Below are 19,030 nucleotides of genomic sequence, written 5' to 3' on the forward strand. Positions count from 1 at the left end.
CACCTCGGTTGCCGCCGATCCTGCGGGCAACAGCCTCCTCCGAAAGGGGGACGTGCTGCGTCAAGAAGGTAGACAACCAGGGGGCAAATGTAAACTCCGCTCGCGTCGCGACGCGGCGAGTAGGCCCAGGCCGGGGCTGTCAAGTCGCTGGCCTAGACTCGGTCTTCGGGCACTCCTGTGCCCGTGGTACCCCGGTACCATCACCAATCCCTGTACGGCTCGAGGAGAACACGTTGAAGAGCACCGTCGAGCAGCTCAGCCCGACGCGAGTCAAGATCAATGTCGAGGTGCCGTTCGACGAACTCAAACCGAACTTCGACCGCGCCTACCGCAAGATCGCCCAGCAGGTGCGCATCCCGGGCTTCCGTCCCGGCAAGGTGCCCGCTCGCGTCCTGGAAAGCCGGATCGGCCGCGCGCCGGTGCTCGATGAGGTCGTCAACGAGGCCATTCCGGCCAAGTACCTGGAGGCGGTGCGGGCAGGCGAGGTCCGCACGCTCGGGCAGCCGGACTTCGAGGTGACCCGGCTCGAGGACCGTGAGGTGCTCGAGTTCAGCGCCGAGGTGGACGTCCGCCCCGAGATCACGCTGCCGGATCTCGAGGGCCTGGCCGTCACCGTCGACGAGGTCGAGGTGACCGACGAGGAGGTCGCCGCCGAGCTCGACCAGCTGCGGGCCCGGTTCGGCACCCTGACCGGCGTCGACCGCGCGGCGGAGAACGGCGACTTCGTCTCCATCGACCTGTCGGCCACCGTGGACGGCGAAGAGGTCGAGGAGGCCGCCACCACCGGCCTGTCCTACGAGATCGGCTCCGGCCAGCTCGTCGACGGCATCGACGAGGCGATCATCGGTGCGAACGCCGGCGAGACCAAGACCTTCACCACGAAGCTGGTCGCGGGCCAGTACGCGGGCCGGGACGCCGAGGTCGCGGTCACCGTGCAGTCCATCAAGCAGCGCGAACTGCCCGAGGCCGACGACGAGTTCGCCCAGCTCGCCAGCGAGTTCGACACCCTCGACGAGCTCCGGTCCGACCTGCATGAGCGGCTCGCCAGGATGAAGAAGGTGCAGCAGGGCGTGCAGGCCCGGGACAAGATCCTGGAGACCCTGCTGGAGCAGGTCGAGGTGCCGCTGCCGGAGAAGGTCGTCGAGGCCGAGGTGGAAAGCCGCAAGCACGACGCCGTGCACGACCTCGACCACAGCGAGGAAGCGCTGGCCAAGGTGCTGGAGGCCGAGGGCAGGACCCTCGAGCAGTTCAACGAGGAGGTGCAGGCCGAGTCGGAGAAGGCGGTGCGCACCCAGCTGCTGCTGGACACCCTCGCCGACGCGGAGCAGGTCAGCGTCAACGACGCCGAGCTCACCGAGCGGATCCTCTACCAGGCCCAGCGCTTCGGCATCAGCCCCGACGAGTACGTCCAGCGCGCCCAGCAGTCCGGGCAGCTCTCCGCGATCTTCGCGGACGTGCGGCGCGGCAAGGCGCTGGCTTCGATCGTGCGCAAGGCGGCCGTCACCGACGCCTCGGGCGCCGAGGTCGATCTGGACGAGCTGTTCGGTCCCACCGAAGAGGTCACCGAGGTCACCGAGGTCGCTGAGGCCACCGAGGTCGCCGAGGTCGCCGAGACCGAGGCCGCGGAAGCCCCGGAGGCTGCCGAGGCTCAGGCGCCGGGAGAGTCTTCGGACGAAAAGTGAAGCTCTGAGCGAACTTGGGCGGTGTCAGGACTTCTGCGCCGCCCAAGTTCGTTAGGGTCGGTTACAAGATCTGAACGTGAAGGAAGTCCACAGTGGAGCTCTCCCGTCCGGGGGAGCACCACAGCGGCGAAAAGGCAGGCAGACGTGACCCAGTACAAGCCCGAGGCGCGGACCAGCACCGCGGGGCTCAACCTGACCGACTCGGTGTACGAGCGGCTGCTCCAGGAGCGCATCGTCGTCCTGGGTTCCGAGGTCAACGACGAGGTCGCGAACCGGATCACGGCGCAGCTGCTGCTGCTGTCGGCGGAGGACTCGGAGTCCGACATCCGGTTCTACATCAACTCGCCCGGCGGCTCGGTCACCGCGGGCTTCGCCATCTACGACACGATGCAGCTGATCGAGCCGGACGTGGCGACGTACGCGATGGGCCTGGCGGCGTCGATGGGGCAGTTCCTGCTCTCCTCGGGCACCCCCGGCAAGCGGTACTCGCTGCCCCACGCCCGCATCCTGATGCACCAGCCCTCGGCCGGTGTCGGCGGTACCGCCTCCGACATCGCCATCCAGGCCGAGGTGTTCGGCAAGTGGAAGCAGGAACTGGCGCGCATCACCGCCGAGCAGACCGGCCAGAGCGTCGAGCAGATCATCCGCGACGGCGACCGGGACCGCTGGTTCACCGCCGAGGAAGCCAAGACCTACGGCTTCGTCGACCACGTCCTCACCCGGGAAAACCAGCTCCCCTCGGCCAACGGCCACCGCTGACCGGGCGCGCAGGTAGGAGAAACCCATGAGCAACTATCAGCTTCCGCAGTCCCGGTACATCCTGCCCTCGTACGTCGAGCGCACGAGCTACGGGATGAAGGAGTCCAACCCGTACAACAAGCTCTACGAAGAGCGGCAGATCATGCTCGGCGTGCAGGTGGACGACGCGTCGGCCAACGACGTGATGGCCCAGCTGCTGCACCTCGAGCACGAGGACCCGGACCGCGACATCGTGATGTACATCAACTCGCCCGGTGGTTCGTTCACCGCGCTGATGGCCATCTACGACACCATGCAGTACGTCCAGCCCGACATCCAGACCGTCGTGCTGGGGCAGGCCGCTTCGGCGGCCGCGGTGCTGCTCGCGGCGGGCACGAAGGGCAAGCGCCTCGCCCTGCCCAACGCCAGGGTGCTGATCCACCAGCCGGCCACCGAGGGCACCTACGGGCAGGTCTCGGACCTGGAGATCCAGGCCAACGAGATCCAGCGCGTGCGGCGCCAGATGGAGACCGTGCTGGCCAAGCACACGAACAAGACCGCCGACGAGGTCCGGCAGGACATCGAACGCGACAAGATCCTCACGGCCGAACAGGCCAAGGAATACGGCATTATCGACGAGGTGTTGTCCTACCGCAAGGCCTCGGCGCGCTGACGGTTCCGCCGGCAGTGCGGCCTCGGCTCCGGCGCGTGTCGGTCACCCGGACACGCGCCCGGAGCGGGGTATTCTGCGGCGCCTGACGGCTCGCGGGGAGGCGGCGGCGAGGACGTTCGCCCGCCGCGCAGGGGCGGCGGGCACGCAGGGGTGTCCGGGCGCGCCCCATCGCCCGATGGTTCTCCCGCCGGGCGGCTCGGGCGGGTACCGTCAGAGACGAGCACGAATTCCGCCTCGATCGGCGGGAAGTGCAGGAACACAACCAGGTGCGCCGGCCCGGCGTGCCGGAGGGGACAGGTCAACGGTCATGGCACGGATCGGCGACGGCGGGGACCTGCTGAAGTGTTCTTTCTGCGGGAAGAGCCAGAAACAGGTGAAGAAGCTCATCGCCGGGCCCGGCGTCTACATCTGCGATGAGTGCATCGACCTGTGCAACGAGATCATCGAAGAGGAACTGGCCGAGGCCGGTGAGGTGAAGCTCGACGAGCTGCCGAAACCGCTGGACATCCACGAGTTCCTCGACCAGTACATCATCGGCCAGGACGACGCCAAGCGAACCCTGGCGGTCGCGGTCTACAACCACTACAAGCGGATCCAGTCCGGCGACAAGAGCGGCCCGAAGGACTCCAAGGAGGAGCCGGTCGAGCTGGCCAAGTCGAACATCCTGCTGCTGGGCCCGACCGGCTGTGGCAAGACCTATCTCGCCCAGACCCTGGCGAAGATGCTCAACGTGCCCTTCGCGATCGCCGACGCCACGGCGCTCACCGAGGCGGGTTATGTCGGCGAAGACGTCGAAAACATCCTGCTCAAGCTGATCCAGGCGGCCGACTACGACGTCAAGCGTGCCGAGACCGGCATCATCTACATCGACGAGGTCGACAAGATCGCCCGCAAGTCGGAGAACCCGTCGATCACCCGCGACGTGTCCGGCGAGGGGGTGCAGCAGGCCCTGCTGAAGATCCTGGAAGGCACCACCGCGAGCGTGCCGCCGCAGGGCGGGCGCAAGCATCCGCACCAGGAGTTCATCCAGATCGACACGACGAACGTGCTGTTCATCGTGGCCGGGGCGTTCGCGGGCCTGGAAAAGATCATCAACGACCGGATCGGCAAGCGCGGCATCGGTTTCGGTGCCGACATCCGCACCCGCGCCGAGATCGAAGAGAGCGACGTCTTCAGCGAGACCATGCCCGAGGACCTGATCAAGTTCGGGCTGATCCCGGAGTTCATCGGCCGGCTGCCGATCGTGGCGAACGTGACCCATCTCGACAAGCCGTCGCTGGTGCAGATCCTCACCCGGCCCCGCAACGCGCTGGTCAAGCAGTACAAGAAGCTCTTCGAGATGGACAACGTCGAGCTGGAGTTCACCAAGACCGCGCTGGAGGCGATCGCCGATCAGGCGGTGCTGCGGGGCACCGGCGCGCGCGGGCTGAGGGCCATCATGGAGGAGGTGCTTCAGCCGGTGATGTACGACATCCCGAGCCGCACCGACGTCGCCAAGGTGGTCATCACGGAGCAGACGGTGCGGGAAAACGTCAACCCGACCATCGTCTCGCGCCAGCCGTCCCGCCGCCGCAACACCGAGCGGGGCGAGAAGACGGCCTGACGGTCGTCGGCGATCACCCGAACGTGGCTGTGTTGTGCGCCCTGTCGGAGTACGGGAAGTGCCGGGCTCGATAAGCTGACCGAATGAGTGTCGAGGGGGCGGGATCCCGGGCGGATGCCGGTGACGGCATGGCCGAACCGGGAGAGGCCGGCGTGGACCAGGTGGTCCCGGAGGGCCGGGGCGATGTGCGCGGGTTCAGCGATCTCGCGTACCAGGTCATCACGCCGTACCTGAGCCATCCGGTCCTGCACCGTTCGGTCCGGATCGTGCTGTGGGTGCTGGGCGGGGTTTGCCTGGTCGCAACCGGCGTGCGCCTGTCGCCGCTTCCGCTGCTGCCGCTGCCGCTGTTCGGTTTCGGCTACTACGCGCTGCACCGGGTCCGGGCCGCGGGCAGGGAAGACCGGCCCCTGCTGGTCTGGTCGATCCTCCTGCTCGTCGCCGTCGTCGTCGGGTTCTGGGTGCTGTCCGTCGCCGCCCGCTGGGTGTCCGGGTCCTGAAGATCCGCGTTCAGGCGGTGGGCACGTTCCTGCCGAGGAAGCCGATGACCGAGGGCACCACGGTGCGGTTGAACGTGTCCCCGTGCCGCCCCCGGGCGGTGTAGGCGACCGCGGGGTGGGTCGCCGCGATGAACTGGCGGGCCCCCGCGATGAAGGGGTCTTCGGTGCCGCACCAGAGGCCCGTGGGGATGCCGCGGGTCGCGTCGAGGTGCTTGAGCGGGTCCAGGGCCGCCCAGTCCGCCGCGTCGTGGAAGGCACCGCGCTTGGCCATCTCGTCCCAGGACAGGATGAGCGCGGGGGCCAGCAGGGCGAGGGCGCGTAGCGGCCGGGCGCGCTCCGCGCGGCGACGCGCGTACAGCAGGGCCCCGAATCCGCCCATGGACATGCCGGTGCACGCGAAGGGCTGCCCGCCGGGCCCGCCGAGGCCGCGGCGGCTCAGCCACTGGGGAACCTCCTCCAGCAGCATCCGCATCGGGTCGTCGCCGGGCCGGTTCGAGTGCCAGTAGTCGTCGCCGCCGTCCACCGCGACCAGGCCGAACGGTGCCACCGCGTGCCGGGCGACCTGACTGCTCAGTTCGGCGAGCGTGCCGGTGGGCGCGGCGTTGCGGGCCCGGCCGTGCAGACCGTGCAGCAGCAGCGAGACCGGCAGGTTCGCCGAGGGGTTCCTGGACGGCAGCAGGGTCACCAGGTCGACCTCGCGGTTGCGGGCGGCCGAAAACACGCGTTCCACTTTCGCGACGCCGGGCTGGCTGACCGGCGTGGTCGAGGCGACCCCGAGTGCGCGCTGGACGGCCGTGGGCAGCGGCACGTTACCGGTGGCGGTGCCGATGCTGAAAGCGGTGATCCCCAGTCCCGAGGCGCCCCCGATCAGCAGCGAGCGCCGGGAGATCCGGCGGCGTTTCCCCGGCCCGGTCCCGGCCACGGCCTCGTTCACCGGCCCATTGAAGCGCATGCCCGCGGGGACGACAAACATCGCCGCTCACCCGCTCGGCGGCTTGCCCACTCGTGCGGTGACGAGTGCCCCGAAGGCCGTCTTCTGGGGCATGAACGCTCTTGGGTGTGGGCTCCGGAGCCGCCCGGGCTTCAGGAGACTGCCGCGGCCTCGAGCACTCGCTGCTCCCCGGTGTAGAGGTTCATGCTGCTGCCGCGCAGGAAACCGATCAGCGTCATGCCGTTCTCCTCGGCGAGTTCGACGGCCAGCGAGGACGGCGCGGATACCGCCGCGAGCAAGGGGATGCCCGCCATGGCGGCCTTCTGCACGAGCTCGAAGGAGGCCCTCCCGGACACCAGAAGCCCCACCTCGCCCAGTGGTACCCGGTGTTCCAGCAGTGCCCAGCCGAGCACCTTGTCCACCGCGTTGTGCCGTCCGACGTCCTCCCGGACGGCCAGCAGCGAGCCGTCGGTGCGGAACAGTCCGGCCGCGTGCAGGCCGCCGGTGCTGGCGAACACGCGCTGCCGTTCGCGCAACGCGTCGGGCAGCGCCGAGAGCACCTCCGGCGTGACGGAGAACCCGGCCGCACCGGGCGGGAACCGGGTCTTGAGCTTGACCGCGTCCAGCGCGGCCTTGCCGCAGACCCCGCAGGAGGAGGTGGTGTAGAAGTTGCGTTCCACTCCGGTCTCGGGCGGCGCGACCCCCTCGGCCAAGGTCAGGTCCAGCACGTTGTAGGTGTTGCGTCCCTGGTCGTCGACGCCGTCGCAGTAGCGCGCCGCGAACACGTCCTCCGGTGCGCCGATGACCCCTTCGGACAGCAGGAAGCCGTGCGCGAGCTCGACGTCGTGGCCCGGTGTGCGCATGGTCACGGCAAGCGCTTTCCCGCCCACCCGGATCTCCAGTGGTTCCTCCGCCGCGAGCGAATCCGGCCGCCGCCGTCCTCCGGTGGCGGTCAGCGTGCGCACCGGCCGCCGTACGGTTACTCGGCCCATGTCCGTCTCTCCTGCCGAATCTGCCCGAAAAGTCCACAATTAGTTAGTGCGTCGCAACACTTTGCGTATTAGATTGCACACGGCCGTCCGCACACTTCACTCGATCGTGTGGTGTGTCGGACGCCGAACGGGGCGTGGACACCGCGCCCGCACCCACCACCAGCGTAGGGGAGCGTCGCCTTGACCGTCACCTTCCTCGACCGTTCCCGCACGGTCGCCCCGGCCGATTGGAGTCGCTGGCTCATCCCGCCCGCGGCACTGTCGGTTCACCTGGCGATCGGCCAGGCCTACGCCTGGAGTGTGTTCAAGCCCCCCTTGGAAAAGGCGCTCGGGCTCAGCGGTACGCAGAGCGCCCTGCCGTTCCAGCTCGGCATCGTGATGCTCGGCCTGTCCGCGGCCTTCGGCGGGACCCTGGTCGAGCGCAAGGGACCGCGCTGGGCGATGTTCGTGTCGATGACGTGCTTTTCCACCGGTTTCCTGGTCTCCGCGCTGGGAGCCGCCACCTCCCAGTACTGGCTGGTGGTGGTGGGCTACGGGCTCATCGGCGGCGTCGGGCTCGGCATCGGCTACATCTCGCCGGTGTCCACGCTGATGAAGTGGTTCCCGGACCGGCCGGGGATGGCCACCGGAATCGCGATCATGGGCTTCGGCGGCGGGGCGCTGATCGCGTCGCCGTGGTCGAGCCAGATGCTGCAGAGCTTCGGCGCCAGCACCGGTGGCATCGCGAGTGCCTTCCTGGTCCACGGGATCGTCTACGCGGTGTTCATGTCGCTGGGGGTGCTGCTGATCCGCGTGCCCGCGCCGGACTGGCGTCCCCGGGGTTGGACCGCGACCACGCCCGCCGGCAGGTCGCTGGTGACCGCCGCGAACGTGTCCGCGGCCAACGCGATCAAGACCCCGCAGTTCTGGTGCCTGTGGGTGGTGCTGGTCTGCAACGTCACCGCGGGCATCGGCATCCTGGAGAAGGCCGCGCCGATGATCGGCGACTTCTTCCGGCAGACCTCCACCCCGGTGGGCACCGCGGCCGCCGCCGGTTTCGTGGCCCTGCTGTCGCTGACCAACATGCTCGGCCGGTTCGCCTGGTCGTCCACTTCGGACATCGTGGGGCGCAAGAACATCTACCGCCTCTACCTCGGTGCGGGCGCCCTGCTGTACCTGCTGATCGCGGTGGCGGGCAACTCGTCGAAACTGCTGTTCATCCTGAGTGCGATGCTGATCCTTTCCTTCTACGGCGCGGGTTTCGCCACCGCGCCCGCCTATCTGAAGGACCTGTTCGGCACCTTCGAGGTCGGGGCGATCCACGGCCGCCTGCTCACCGCGTGGTCGGTGGCCGGGGTGCTCGGGCCGCTGATCGTCAACGCGATCGCGGACAGCCAGAAGCACGCCGGCAAGCAGGGGCCGGACCTCTACACCACGTCGTTCTACATCATGATCGTGCTGTTGGTCGTCGGGTTCGTCGCCAACGAGCTGGTGCGACCGGTCAAGGAGCGCTATCACGAGCCGGTGGCCGAGCGCGGAAAGGAAACGGTATGAACGAGGGCCGTCGTTCCTGGCTGCTCGCCCTGGCCTGGCTGTGGGTGGGGCTGCCCTTCGCCTACGGGGTCTACGAACTGATCCTCAAGGTGGTCCAGCTCTTCGGGAAGTGACCGGGCCCGCCGAGACGCCCCGGCGGCGTCTCGGCGGGCATCGCCTCACTCGCCCGCGTTGTTTCCGGCCAGGCCCGCCAGCAGGGCCCGCCGCGCCGAATGCACGTGTTCTTCGGCCGTCTCCGCCAGCCGGGCGGTGTCCCGTTCCCTGATCAGCGCGGCGAGTTCGCCGTGCTCCTCGGCAAGGCGGTCGCGGTATTCCTCGTCCCGCAGCCGGATCCGGTGGGACTGGAACAGGTACACCTGTGAGCGCACCGCGTGCCAGGCTTCGAGCAGGCGCCGGTTGCCCGCCGCCTGGTAGATCCGCTCGTGGAACTCGATGTCCAGAGCCAGCAGGCCGTGGGCGGGTCCTTCGCGCCCGGCGGCCATGGCACGGACCAGCCGATCGAGTTCGGCCAGGTGCTCCGGTGCCGCGTGCCGGGCCGCCGTGGTGGCGGCGAGCCGGTCGAGCGCCGCGCGGACGGCGTACACCTCGCGGATGTCGGACTCGGTGAGTTCGATGACCCGCGTGCCCTTGTGCCACACGCTCTGCACCAGGCCCTCACGTTCGAGGATGGCCAGCCCGTCCCGTACCGAACCGCGGCTGACCTCGAGCGAGGCGGCGAGTTCGACCTCGCGCAGCGCGCCGCCCGGCGGGAAACGCCCGGCGAAGATCTCTTCGCGGATACGGTCGGCCGCCTCGTCACCGAGCCCGCGGCGCTGCGCCGGTTGCAACATGTCCGAATGTTGACATTGTCGGCCGGGTGGCGTCAAGCTGGGGGAAACCCAAGGAAGGAGCCGCTCATGACGCGCCCGGGATTCCACCTCGCGATCCCCGTCGACGACCTGGCCCGTGCCCGCGAGTTCTACGGCGGGGTGCTGGGGCTGGCCGAGGGCCGCTCCGACACCGCCTGGGTGGACTGGAACTTCCACGGCCACCAGGTGGTCACCCACGTCGTCCCCGGGGCGCGGAACGAATCGGGGCGCAACCCGGTCGACGGCCACGACGTGCCCGTCCCGCACTTCGGGCTCATCCTCACCGTCGAGGACTTCCACGCACTGGCGGACCGGCTGCGGGCGGCGGGCACCGAGTTCGTGATCGAGCCGTACCAGCGCTTCGCCGGCGAACCGGGGGAGCAGTGGACCATGTTCCTGCACGACCCCGCCGGGAACGCGCTGGAGTTCAAGGCGTTCCGCGACGAGTCGCGGCTGTTCGCGAAATGAGCCGGGGCGTTCTGGTCACCGGCGCGGCATCCGGGCTGGGCCGCGCGGTCGCGCGGGCGTTCGCCGCGCGCGGTGACCGGGTGGCCGTGCACTTCCACTCCGGCGAAGCCGCCGCGCGGGAAACCCTGGATTCCCTGCCCGGCAGCGGTCACGTCCTGGTACCGGGCGAACTGCCCGGGGACGCCCGGACCATCGCGGAGTCGGCGGTGGCGGCACTGTCCGGAGTGGACGTTCTGGTGAACAACGCCGCCCTCGCCACCTCGGCCGAGACCGCGCATCCGCTCGCCGAGGCGGATTTCGGGCAGTGGCAACGGGTGTGGCGGCGGTCGGTTGAGGTCAACCTGCTCGGGGCCGCCGATCTCACCTACTGGGTGGCCCGGGACATGATCGCGCGGAAGGCGGGCGGCAGCATCGTCAACGTCGGTTCCCGCGGCGCCTTCCGCGGCGAGCCGGACCATCCCGCTTACGGCGCGACCAAGGCCGGTCTGCACGCACTCGGCCAGTCACTCGCCGTTTCCCTTGCCCCGCACGGCATCGCGGTCACCTCGGTGGCCCCCGGCTTCATCGAAACCGAACGGGTCGCCGGGCGGCTGGCCGGGGAAAGCGGAGACCGGCTTCGCGCGCAGAGCCCGTTCGGGCGAGTCGCCCGGCCCGAGGAAATCGCCGACGCGATCGTGTACCTGGCCGAGCCCGGTTCGGTGTGGGCGTCGGGCGCCATCCTCGACCTCAACGGCGCCTCCCACCTGCGCAGCTGACCGCCGGCGGCGAAAGGCCCCTCGGCCGTGCCGTGAAGGGTCCCTTCACAGTCGGATCGACTGTGAAGGGACGGCCCCGTTCTGCGGGGGCTCAGCCGGTCCGGTGTGCCAGGCGGATGATGACGGCCTTGGACACGGGAGTGTTGGACTTCTTCGCCACGGAGTCCAGCGGCACCAGGGCGTTCGCCTCGGGGAAGTACGCCGCGGCGCAGCCGCGCGCGGTGGGGTAGGCCACCAGCCGGAAGCGTTCCGCCCGGCGCTCGGTGCCCTCCCATTCCGAGACCACGTCGACCACCTCCCCTTCGGCGAAGCCGAGTTCGGCGAGGTCCTCGGCGTGCACCAGCACTACCCGGCGGCCGTCCTCGATGCCGCGGTAGCGGTCGGACAGGCCGTAGATCGTGGTGTTGTACTGGTCGTGGCTGCGCAGCGTCTGCAGCAGCAGCCTGCCTTCGGGGACCCGCGGGTATTCCAGTTCGCTGGCGGTGAAGTTCGCCTTCCCGGTCGCGGTTTCGAACCGCCGCTCGTCGCGCGGCGGGTGCGGGAGCACGAAGCCGTCCGGTTCGCGCACGCGCTTGTTGTAGTCCTCGCAGCCGGGCACCACGCGGGCGATGCGGTCGCGGATGAGGTCGTAGTCCCGGGCGAACTCCGCCCACGGCACCGGATGGTCCGGGCCGAGCAGGGTGCGCGCCAGCCGGCAGATGATCGACACCTCCGACAGCAGTTCGTCGCCCGCCGGCCGCAGGCGGCCCCGTGAGGCGTGCACGCACGACATCGAGTCCTCGACCGTGACGAACTGTTCGCCGGAGGCCTGCACGTCACGCTCGGTGCGGCCCAGCGTGGGCAGGATCAGCGCGGTCCTGCCGTGCACCACGTGGGACCGGTTCAGCTTCGTGGACACGTGCACGGTGAGCTCGCTGGCGCTCAGCGCGCGCTCGGTGAGCTCCGAATCCGGGGTGGCGGCGGCGAAGTTGCCGCCCATGCCGATGAACACCTTCGCGGCGCCGTCGCGCATCGCGCGGATCGAATCCACCGTGTCCAGCCCGTGCTTGCGCGGCACCGCGATGCCGAACTCCGTCTCCAGCGCCGCGAGGAACCGTTCGGGCATCTTCTCCCAGACACCCATGGTCCGGTCGCCCTGCACGTTCGAGTGCCCGCGCACGGGGCACAGCCCGGCGCCCGGCCTGCCGATCATGCCGCGCAGCAGGGCGACGTTGGTGATCTCCTGAATGGTCGCCACCGCGTGCCGGTGCTGCGTCAGGCCCATCGCCCAGCAGTACACCGTGCGCCGCGACCCGGCGATCAGGCGCGCGATCCTTTCGATCTGCTCGCGGGGCAGCCCGGTGGCGCGGTCGATCTCGGCCCAGTCGATCTCGCGCAGGTTGCGCGCGTAGTCGTCGAAGCCGTGCGTCGAGCCGTCCACGAACTCCCGGTCCACCACCGTGCCCGGGGCGGCGTCCTCCCAGGACAGCAGCAGATGCCCGACGGCCTGGAAGAGGGCGAGGTCGCCGCCGAGGCGCACCTGCGCGAACTCGTCGGCGAGCGCGGTGCCCTTGCCGAGAACCCCGCGCGGGCTCTGCGGGTTCTTGAACCGCATCAGGCCCGCTTCCGGCAACGGGTTCACGGCCACGATCTTCGCGCCGTGCGACTTCGCCTTCTCCAGCGCGGACAGCATGCGGGGGTGGTTGGTGCCGGGGTTCTGCCCGACCACCACGATCAGGTCCGCCTGGTGGATGTCGGCGAGGCTGACCGAGCCCTTGCCGATTCCCGTCGTCTCCGACAGCGCGGTACCGGAGGACTCGTGGCACATGTTCGAGCAGTCCGGAAGGTTGTTCGTGCCGAACGAGCGGACCAGGAGCTGATAGAGGAAGGCGGCTTCGTTGCTGGTGCGGCCGGAGGTGTAGAACAGCGCTTCGTCCGGAGTGGACAGTGCGCGCAGGTGCCGCGCGATCAGTTCGAAGGCGTCGTCCCAGGAGATCGGCTCGTAGTGCGAAGCCCCCTCCCGCAGCACCATCGGATGGGTCAGCCTGCCCTGCTGCCCGAGCCAGTAGTCGGTCCTCCCCGCCAGCTCGGCCACCGGGTGGGCGGCGAAGAACTCCGGTCCGACGCGGCGTTTCGTCGCCTCTTCGGCGACCGCTTTCGCCCCGTTCTCGCAGAATTCGGCGAGTTTGCGGTGTTCTCCCGCGGAGCCCTGCGGCTCCGGCCAGGCGCAGCCCGGGCAGTCGAACCCTTCCCGCTGGTTCAGCAGGCGCAAGGTGCGCACCGTGCGGGAGGTTCCCATCTGCTCGATGCTGCGCAACAGCGACACGGTCACCCCGGGCACACCGGCCGCCCAGGTCTTGGGCTGGTGGACTTCGAGGCGGGCCTCGTCGACGTCGTTCTTGGGCGCGTTCCTGGTCACCGCGTTATTGTTCGTCCTTGATTCGTTCAGGGCGAGTACGGATTTTCCGCAGTGCCCGATCGAACACCGTCACCGTCAGCAGCAGCAGGCCCGCCCCGGCCAGCGCCCACGCCAGGTGGTGTAGTCCGGCGGAGGTGGCCCGGCCGCCGAAACACAGCGCGATCAGCGTCGACGCGCCGGTCGCGGCCAGGTACTGGGCGGTGCGGAACAGGCCGCTGGCGGTGCCGATCGCCTCGGCCGGGGCCTGCTGGTAGAGCGCCGTCTGATTGGTCACACTGGTCAGCCCCTGGCCGAGGCCGAAGACCGCGGCGACGCCGACCAGCACCGGCAGCCAGGTCTTCGTGTCGAGGAACAGCAGCAGCGCCGAACCGGTCAGCAGCGCGAGCGAGTTCGTGATCAGCCGTCCCCGGAGGCCCTGTGGCCTGCCCGAGGCGCCCGCGGCGAGCAACGCGACCGCGGACATGGGCAGCAGCAGCGCCCCGGCCGAGGATTCGCTGAGCCCCCGCGCCGATTCCAGCCACTGCACGTAGCCGAACATGATCGCGTACACGATGAGGAAGGCCAGCGCCTGGCGCAGATAGGTGCGCAGCAGCGGCCCGTTGGCGGTGAGCATGCGCAGGTCGACGAACGGCTTGCGAGACCGCCATTCCACGCGGGCGAACACCGCCGCGAGGAGCACGGCGGCACCGAGCAGGTACAGCCGCGGCACCGCCGGTTCCATCACGAACAGCAGCAGGGCCAGCAGGGCGGCGGAGAACAGTGCGATGCCCAGGACGTCGACCGGCTCCCGGCCCGCCGCCGGGCGCACCTCGTCGCGAGGCACCCACAGCAGGGCGAGCACCAGGGAAGCGGTGGCCAGCGGGATGTTCACCGCGAAGATCGCAGGCCAGCCCGCCAGGCCGATCAGCGCCCCGCCGAGGGCCGGACCGATCACCATGATCGTCTGCGCGGACATCGCGAGGACGGACAGCACGCGGCTCGGCACCCCTTCGCCCGCCGCGTCCGCCCTGGCCCGCAGTACCGCCATCGCCGCCGGGAAACCCGCACAGGTGCCCAGGCCGAGGACCACGCGCACGCCGATCAGCCAGTCCAGCGAGAACGCGAGCAGCCCGCCGATCCCGGCCACCAGCACGAGGAGCGCCCCGCCGAGCAGTACCCGCCGCGCGCCGAACCGGTCCACCAGCAGCCCGACCACCGGCTGGCCGACCGCGGTGGCGAGGTAGAGCGAGGTGATCAGCCAGGCGGTGCGCTCCGGGCCCGCCCCGAAGGTCCGGCCGATCGGGACCAGCGCCACCGCGATCAGGGTGGAGTTGACGGGGTTGAGCACCGCGCCCGCCACCAGGGGCAGCACCACGCGGGGGCCGAAGAGGCTGCGGTTTCCGGTCGCGGTTCGCGCTGCCGTCGTCTTCACCACTCCTTATCGCTGAGCCACGCGCCGCAGCAGGGGCAGCGCCTTGGCGAGGGTTTCGCGTTCCTCGGCGGTCAGGGTGGACAGCGCCTGCGCGAGCCATTCCTGGCGGTTCTGGCTCACCCCGCGCACCGTCTTCTCACCCGGTTCGGACAGCGAGAGGATCACGCGTCGCCCGTCCCGGGGATCGCGGGCCCGGTCGAGAAAGCCCAGTTCGTCCAGGACACCCAGGGTCGCGGCCATCGACTGCTGGCGGACGTGTTCGGCCGCGGCGAGCTGCGCCTGGGTGGCCGGGCCGTCGCGGTACAGGCGGCCCAGCACGGCGGACTGCGACGGGGTGAGGACCCCGGCGTTGTCGACCTGGCGCAGCCGCCGGTGCAGTTGACCGATCACGCCGCGCACCCCGCCGGCGAGCTGGGCGATCTCGTGCGGCACCTTGGGCATAAAGACAGCCTAGGCTGTTCAGTCCACCCTGTTCAATCCGCCGTACAGGGTCGTGGTCAGTGGCAGGTGTCCTGGGTCGGCATCGGCCGGTTCGGGTCGAACTCGCCCGGTTCCGGCGTCGCGCTGGTCACGGCGACGTTGCGCTGTTCGCTGAACGCGGGGGCCAGGAAGCCCTCGTCGGAGGCGCGGCATGCGGCCGCGGTCAGGTACAGGTCATTGCCGTCCGGCCACAGTCCCGAGTCGTTCCTCGTGAAGTCGCCTATCTTGCGGACGGTGTAGTCGCCCTCGACGCGCAGGAAGGGTTCCATGTCGCCGGGGCCGCTGATGGTCCGGTTTCCCGGGTCGAAGGCGTAGGCGACGACGAAACTCGCGTGCACCACGAGTTCCCCGGGGCGGCCGGCACGGCTGGTCAGGGTTCCGTTCATCCGGGGCAGCACCGGCAACAGGTGGTACCCGTCGGCCAGCAGGGTCACGTAGGCCGGCGCGTGCGACCGGTCGGGGCCGGTGAGGTACGGCGTGAGCCGGTCGCGGGCGCTGGGAGCCAGGTCCGCCAGATAGCGGTCCGTGTGGTGCGCGGAAAGGACCTCCGGGTCGAGGAAGGCCAGGTCGATCGCGTGCAGGACCTGGGTGAGCGCCTCCGAAACCTGCTTTTCGGAGAAGGTGCCCACCTGCGTCGCCTGCGGGACGGCCAGTCCGGCGAGGCCCTGTTCCCAGTTCTGGGCCGGGGTGTGGTCGAAGGGGTGGCTCCGGTCCACCGCTCCCCAGTGCGGCAGGTCGCTCGGCGCCGGTGCGGTGGTGGTGCCCGCCCGGCCCGGCGCGGGTTGCGTGCTCTCCCCGGAGTAGTGGTCGGAAGTCGCCACACCCCAGTGGTAGAAGGCGAATCCGCCACCGGCGAGGACGACGAGCACGACGGCCGTCAGAGCCAGGCGCCTGCCCCGGCCGGTCCGCCGCTGCCGGCGCCGCAGTTCCTCCCGCGCCTTCTTCAACGCCCGGCGCTGCCACTCGGGATCCTGCAGATCCGGATGCGATTCGATGTCGTACTCGTCCACTGGTGCCGCTTTCGCTCGAAAACCGTCCTCCGGAAATCGGTGATCACTCGCCGGTGTTACGGCTCGTCGGCCGATTCCCGGGATTCGCGGCAGGCCAGGGCGAGGGCGGCGAGATCGGGGCGTTCCGCGCCGGTACGGACCACCAGGTAGGTGGGCATCACCGGGGCCGGGTTCCGCAGGGGGCGGAACACCACGCCGGGCACCGGCAGCTGGCGGGCGTGCGGCTCGTAGAACACCGTCCACGCCGCCTTCCCGAACGCGATCGCGGCCAGGGTGTCCTGCGAGGTGGTGAAGTCCTTGCCGAACACCGGCTCGAAACCCGCTTCGCGGCAGCTGGCGACCACCAGGTCGTACAGCGCCGGGTTCCGTGTCCGGGGCGACAGCCGCAACGGCAGGCCCGCCAGTGCCGCGATTTCGATCTCGCCCCGCAACGCGAGCGGATGCGCGGCGGGCAGTGCCGCGAGCACGCGGTCGGTCCAGACCGGGATCAGCCGGAGTTCGGGGCGGTCCCATTTCCCCCGCACGAGCGTCGCGTCCAGTTCTCCGGAGCGCACCGCCCTCAGCCGCTGCTCGGTCGGCGCGTGGACCAGTTCAACCTGGGCGGCGGGGCAGTAGTGGGAAAACCGCGCGAGCAGGCGGTCGAGGCGGGCGCCGAGGCCGTCGCTCGTGCCGAGCCGCACCGTGCCCGCCTGTTCCGCCCTCAGCCCGACGATGGCCTCCTTGGCCCGCGTTTCGGCTGCGATCACCGCACGGGCATGGGGGACGAGGCGTTTCCCGGCCTCGGTCAGGGTGACCGTGCGCGTGGTGCGGTCGAACAGGCTGACGCCCAGCTCCCGCTCCAGCCGCCGCAACTGCTGGCTCACCGCGGGCTGGCCGATGTGGAGCCGTTCGGCGGCCCGCCCGAAGTGCAGCTCTTCGGCCACGGTCAGGAAGTACCGTAACTGCCGCAGCTCCATGCCCACCCCATTCATCACGACTCGTGATCAGTGTAGGAGCGGATCACACCTTGGTCGGCGCCCCCGCTTCGGATTTCCTGGAGGCATGTTTCACCAGGATCTCTACTACGAAGACCAGGGAAGCGGCCCGGTGCTGCTGTTCCTGCACGGCTGGGGGACGAGCAGCCGGGTGTGGAACGCGCAGTTGCCCGAGTTCGTCCGCGACCACCGCGTGCTCACCGTCGACTGGCGGGGGTGCGGCCGGTCCGGCCATCCCGCCGGAGGCAACGACACGGCGACCGTCGTGGCGGACACGCTCGGGCTGCTCGACGCGCTGGAGATCGGGCAGGCCGTGCTGATCGGGTCCTCGATCGGTGCCACCTTCGCCACCGAACTGGCGCTGGACCATCCGGACCGGGTCACGCGGGTGGTGGCCGTGGACGGGCCGTCCTACTGGCCCTCCACCGGCATGCCGCTGGAAAAGCTGGCCTCGGGGCTCAGGGACGACCGCGCCGCCACGCTCGACGGCTGGGTCCCGAACTGGTACGCCCCCGGCACGTCCCCGGCACTGATCGACTGGACGGTGCGGCAGATCCTCGACGCCGGCCCCTACATCGACGCGCACATCCTCGAAGCCGGTACCTACGATCCGCGCCCGTCGCTGCCGTCCCTGAAGGTGCCGGTCAGCTACGTGCACGGTGAACTGGACGCGGAAATCCCGCTGGAGGTGCCGGAAACCTGCGCGAGCCTGGTGCCGGACGCGACACTGACCGTGGTGCGGGGCAGCGGCCACATGCCGCAGCAGGAACGCCCCGCCGAGTTCAACGCCGCGCTGCGCGCGGTGCTTTGAGGGAGCTGCCCATGCCCAAGGTGAATCTGCGCATCAGCGGCGGCGACGCCTCGGTGCACTACGACGTGACGGGCAGCGGTCCCGGGCTGCTGCTGATCCACGGAACCGGGGCCACGCGCGAGCAATGGGCGCCGCTGGTCGAGGCGGTGCGGGACCGGTTCACCGTGGTGGCCCCGGACTACTCCGGATCGGGGCTGACCACCGATCACGGCGGGGCGCTGACCGTGGAGGATCTGGCGGCGGAGATGCTCGCCGCGGCCTCGGACGCCGGTCTGGACCGCTTCCACGTGGTCGGGCACTCGCTCGGCGCGGCGGTCGCCGCGCACCTCGCGGGCACTCGGCCCGAGAAGGTGGCTTCGCTGGTCCTGCACGCGGGGTGGGTCCGCACCGACGCCCGCATGGACGCCGAATTCCGCCTCTGGCTGGAGGTGCTGGACGCCGCTCCCGGGCTGTTCGCGCGGATGCTGCCGCTGATGGCCTTCGGGACGCGCTACTGGTCGGCCGCGGACGCCGCCTCCAACGAGGCGGTGGTGGCGGCACTGGCGGCGAACCTGGCGCCGGGAGTGGCGCGGCAGACCGAAGTGGACCGGACCGTCGACCTCCGCGCGGTGCTCCCGGCGATCACCGCGCCGACCCTGGTGCTCGCCAGCGCCCAGGACCGGCTGATCCCGCCGGCCCAGCAGCGCGAACTGCTCGCCCGGATCCCGCGGACACGCTACGCGGAGGTGGAGGCCGGCCACGGGGCGCACGCCGAGCACCCGGAGGCGTTCTGGGACCTGGTGACCGCTTTCCTGGACGGACAACCGTCTGCCGTGCCGCAAGCCGCGCCCACGAGGTAGGCCGGACCCGCGGCGGAAAGCGGGTTGCAGTTTCCCGTGAGGGGCCCCCTCACCGCAAATACGACCAGGGCTCCGGCAAAGTCCGGTCCGCTCGGCGATGCTCGGCGCACCTCCCGCAGTTTGTGTCCCACCTTCCTGCACTTGTGTCCCACGCTCGTGCACTTGTGTCCCACGCTCGTGCGGTGCTGGGTGCCACGCACTGCCGTGAGGGGTCCCCTCACGGTCAATACGGCTGTGAGGGGACCCCTCACAGGAAAGCAGGCAGGCCCCGGCAAGAGTCCAGAGCCTTGAGGGGCAACCGGCCCCAGACAGTGGGACTCAGGCGCCCGAGGGTGGAACTCAAGCGCCTGAGGGTGGGACACAAGCGCCTGAGGGTGGGACTCGCTG

General features: G+C 70.1%; 19 protein-coding genes. 11 read left to right on the forward strand and 8 right to left on the reverse strand.

The features are described 5' to 3' along the window. The first annotated feature begins 233 nt into the window (after positions 1-233). The 5 genes from tig to FNH05_RS11690 all read left to right on the forward strand — a co-directional run bounded on the left by tig (position 234) and on the right by FNH05_RS11690 (position 5,193). A complete protein-coding gene (gene tig, locus FNH05_RS11670) occupies positions 234-1,682 on the forward strand; it encodes a trigger factor (RefSeq protein ID WP_144587388.1) in 1,449 nt (482 codons plus the stop codon). A 144-nt stretch (positions 1,683-1,826) separates the two neighbouring features. After that, positions 1,827-2,441, forward strand: coding sequence for a ClpP family protease (locus FNH05_RS11675; RefSeq protein WP_144587389.1), 615 nt, complete (start codon positions 1,827-1,829; stop codon positions 2,439-2,441). A 25-nt stretch (positions 2,442-2,466) separates the two neighbouring features. Continuing rightward, a complete protein-coding gene (locus tag FNH05_RS11680; RefSeq protein WP_144587390.1) occupies positions 2,467-3,093 on the forward strand; it encodes an ATP-dependent Clp protease proteolytic subunit in 627 nt (208 codons plus the stop codon). Between the two features lie 307 nt (positions 3,094-3,400). After that, positions 3,401-4,696 (forward strand): ATP-dependent Clp protease ATP-binding subunit ClpX, encoded by a 1,296-nt coding sequence (gene clpX / locus FNH05_RS11685; protein WP_144587391.1) that lies wholly within the window; start codon positions 3,401-3,403, stop codon positions 4,694-4,696. Between the two features lie 83 nt (positions 4,697-4,779). Continuing rightward, positions 4,780-5,193 (forward strand): hypothetical protein, encoded by a 414-nt coding sequence (locus FNH05_RS11690; protein WP_144587392.1) that lies wholly within the window; start codon positions 4,780-4,782, stop codon positions 5,191-5,193. Between the two features lie 10 nt (positions 5,194-5,203). Here the strand turns inward: FNH05_RS11690 and FNH05_RS11695 are convergent, their stop codons facing one another. Continuing rightward, on the reverse strand, positions 5,204-6,145 hold the full coding sequence (locus FNH05_RS11695) for an alpha/beta hydrolase (protein ID WP_144587404.1): 942 nt from the start codon (positions 6,143-6,145) through the stop codon (positions 5,204-5,206). Between the two features lie 131 nt (positions 6,146-6,276). Then, positions 6,277-7,116 (reverse strand): formate dehydrogenase accessory sulfurtransferase FdhD, encoded by an 840-nt coding sequence (gene fdhD, locus FNH05_RS11700; protein WP_144587393.1) that lies wholly within the window; start codon positions 7,114-7,116, stop codon positions 6,277-6,279. A 180-nt stretch (positions 7,117-7,296) separates the two neighbouring features. Here fdhD and FNH05_RS11705 point away from each other — a divergent pair, with 180 nt between their 5' ends. Both FNH05_RS11705 and FNH05_RS40040 read left to right on the forward strand, forming a co-directional pair. Then, positions 7,297-8,649, forward strand: coding sequence for an OFA family MFS transporter (locus tag FNH05_RS11705; RefSeq protein WP_144587394.1), 1,353 nt, complete (start codon positions 7,297-7,299; stop codon positions 8,647-8,649). Continuing rightward, positions 8,646-8,762, forward strand: coding sequence for an MFS transporter small subunit (locus FNH05_RS40040; RefSeq protein WP_425458439.1), 117 nt, complete (start codon positions 8,646-8,648; stop codon positions 8,760-8,762). Before FNH05_RS11705 ends, FNH05_RS40040 begins: the two co-directional genes overlap by 4 nt. A gap of 45 nt (positions 8,763-8,807) precedes the next feature. On the opposite strand, the gene FNH05_RS11710 is transcribed toward FNH05_RS40040, so the two are convergent. Continuing rightward, positions 8,808-9,479 carry a GntR family transcriptional regulator gene (locus FNH05_RS11710; protein ID WP_144587395.1) on the reverse strand — a complete coding sequence of 224 codons (672 nt, stop codon included), beginning with the start codon at positions 9,477-9,479 and terminating at the stop codon, positions 8,808-8,810. A 66-nt stretch (positions 9,480-9,545) separates the two neighbouring features. On the opposite strand from FNH05_RS11710, the gene FNH05_RS11715 reads away from it, so the two are divergent. Further along, positions 9,546-9,965: a VOC family protein gene (locus FNH05_RS11715; protein WP_144587396.1), complete on the forward strand. Its 420-nt coding sequence runs from the start codon at positions 9,546-9,548 to the stop codon at positions 9,963-9,965. After that, positions 9,962-10,720, forward strand: coding sequence for an SDR family NAD(P)-dependent oxidoreductase (locus FNH05_RS11720; RefSeq protein WP_144587397.1), 759 nt, complete (start codon positions 9,962-9,964; stop codon positions 10,718-10,720). The genes FNH05_RS11715 and FNH05_RS11720 overlap by 4 nt, the downstream gene beginning before the upstream one ends. Positions 10,721-10,811: 91 nt before the next feature. On the opposite strand, the gene FNH05_RS11725 is transcribed toward FNH05_RS11720, so the two are convergent. From FNH05_RS11725 to FNH05_RS11745, 5 genes are read right to left on the reverse strand one after another with little or no spacing between them, the layout of a single operon-like run. After that, the gene (locus FNH05_RS11725; RefSeq protein ID WP_144587398.1) at positions 10,812-13,118 is read right to left on the reverse strand and encodes an FdhF/YdeP family oxidoreductase; all 2,307 of its coding nucleotides are present in this window, start codon (positions 13,116-13,118) and stop codon (positions 10,812-10,814) included. A gap of 4 nt (positions 13,119-13,122) precedes the next feature. Next, entirely contained in the window at positions 13,123-14,529 is a 1,407-nt protein-coding gene (locus tag FNH05_RS11730) for an MFS transporter (RefSeq protein WP_246127667.1), read from the reverse strand. A gap of 6 nt (positions 14,530-14,535) precedes the next feature. Continuing rightward, positions 14,536-14,970, reverse strand: a complete 435-nt coding sequence (locus FNH05_RS11735; RefSeq protein WP_144587399.1) for a MarR family winged helix-turn-helix transcriptional regulator — start codon at positions 14,968-14,970, stop codon at positions 14,536-14,538. A gap of 56 nt (positions 14,971-15,026) precedes the next feature. Continuing rightward, positions 15,027-16,019: a hypothetical protein gene (locus FNH05_RS11740; RefSeq protein ID WP_144587400.1), complete on the reverse strand. Its 993-nt coding sequence runs from the start codon at positions 16,017-16,019 to the stop codon at positions 15,027-15,029. A gap of 56 nt (positions 16,020-16,075) precedes the next feature. Beyond that, on the reverse strand, positions 16,076-16,975 hold the full coding sequence (locus tag FNH05_RS11745; protein ID WP_144587401.1) for a LysR family transcriptional regulator: 900 nt from the start codon (positions 16,973-16,975) through the stop codon (positions 16,076-16,078). Between the two features lie 85 nt (positions 16,976-17,060). Between FNH05_RS11745 and FNH05_RS11750 the strand changes: the two genes are divergently transcribed. Beyond that, positions 17,061-17,804 (forward strand): alpha/beta fold hydrolase, encoded by a 744-nt coding sequence (locus FNH05_RS11750; RefSeq protein ID WP_144587402.1) that lies wholly within the window; start codon positions 17,061-17,063, stop codon positions 17,802-17,804. An 11-nt stretch (positions 17,805-17,815) separates the two neighbouring features. Further along, positions 17,816-18,643 carry an alpha/beta fold hydrolase gene (locus tag FNH05_RS11755; RefSeq protein ID WP_144587403.1) on the forward strand — a complete coding sequence of 276 codons (828 nt, stop codon included), beginning with the start codon at positions 17,816-17,818 and terminating at the stop codon, positions 18,641-18,643. The last annotated feature ends 387 nt before the right edge of the window (positions 18,644-19,030 follow it).

This window comes from Amycolatopsis rhizosphaerae (assembly GCF_007713715.1).
In the GTDB taxonomy this organism is placed as follows: domain Bacteria; phylum Actinomycetota; class Actinomycetes; order Mycobacteriales; family Pseudonocardiaceae; genus Amycolatopsis_E; species Amycolatopsis_E rhizosphaerae.

Coding starts and splice junctions, on each gene's coding strand:
- FNH05_RS11680 (WP_144587390.1), top strand. CDS start 2,467: ATGAGCAACTATCAGCTTCCGCAGTCCCGGTACATCCTGCCCTCGTAC.
- clpX (WP_144587391.1), top strand. CDS start 3,401: ATGGCACGGATCGGCGACGGCGGGGACCTGCTGAAGTGTTCTTTCTGC.
- FNH05_RS11690 (WP_144587392.1), top strand. CDS start 4,780: ATGAGTGTCGAGGGGGCGGGATCCCGGGCGGATGCCGGTGACGGCATG.
- FNH05_RS11695 (WP_144587404.1), bottom strand. CDS start 6,145: ATGCGCTTCAATGGGCCGGTGAACGAGGCCGTGGCCGGGACCGGGCCG.
- fdhD (WP_144587393.1), bottom strand. CDS start 7,116: ATGGGCCGAGTAACCGTACGGCGGCCGGTGCGCACGCTGACCGCCACC.
- FNH05_RS40040 (WP_425458439.1), top strand. CDS start 8,646: ATGAACGAGGGCCGTCGTTCCTGGCTGCTCGCCCTGGCCTGGCTGTGG.
- FNH05_RS11710 (WP_144587395.1), bottom strand. CDS start 9,479: ATGTTGCAACCGGCGCAGCGCCGCGGGCTCGGTGACGAGGCGGCCGAC.
- FNH05_RS11715 (WP_144587396.1), top strand. CDS start 9,546: ATGACGCGCCCGGGATTCCACCTCGCGATCCCCGTCGACGACCTGGCC.
- FNH05_RS11720 (WP_144587397.1), top strand. CDS start 9,962: ATGAGCCGGGGCGTTCTGGTCACCGGCGCGGCATCCGGGCTGGGCCGC.
- FNH05_RS11735 (WP_144587399.1), bottom strand. CDS start 14,970: ATGCCCAAGGTGCCGCACGAGATCGCCCAGCTCGCCGGCGGGGTGCGC.
- FNH05_RS11745 (WP_144587401.1), bottom strand. CDS start 16,975: ATGGAGCTGCGGCAGTTACGGTACTTCCTGACCGTGGCCGAAGAGCTG.
- FNH05_RS11750 (WP_144587402.1), top strand. CDS start 17,061: ATGTTTCACCAGGATCTCTACTACGAAGACCAGGGAAGCGGCCCGGTG.
- FNH05_RS11755 (WP_144587403.1), top strand. CDS start 17,816: ATGCCCAAGGTGAATCTGCGCATCAGCGGCGGCGACGCCTCGGTGCAC.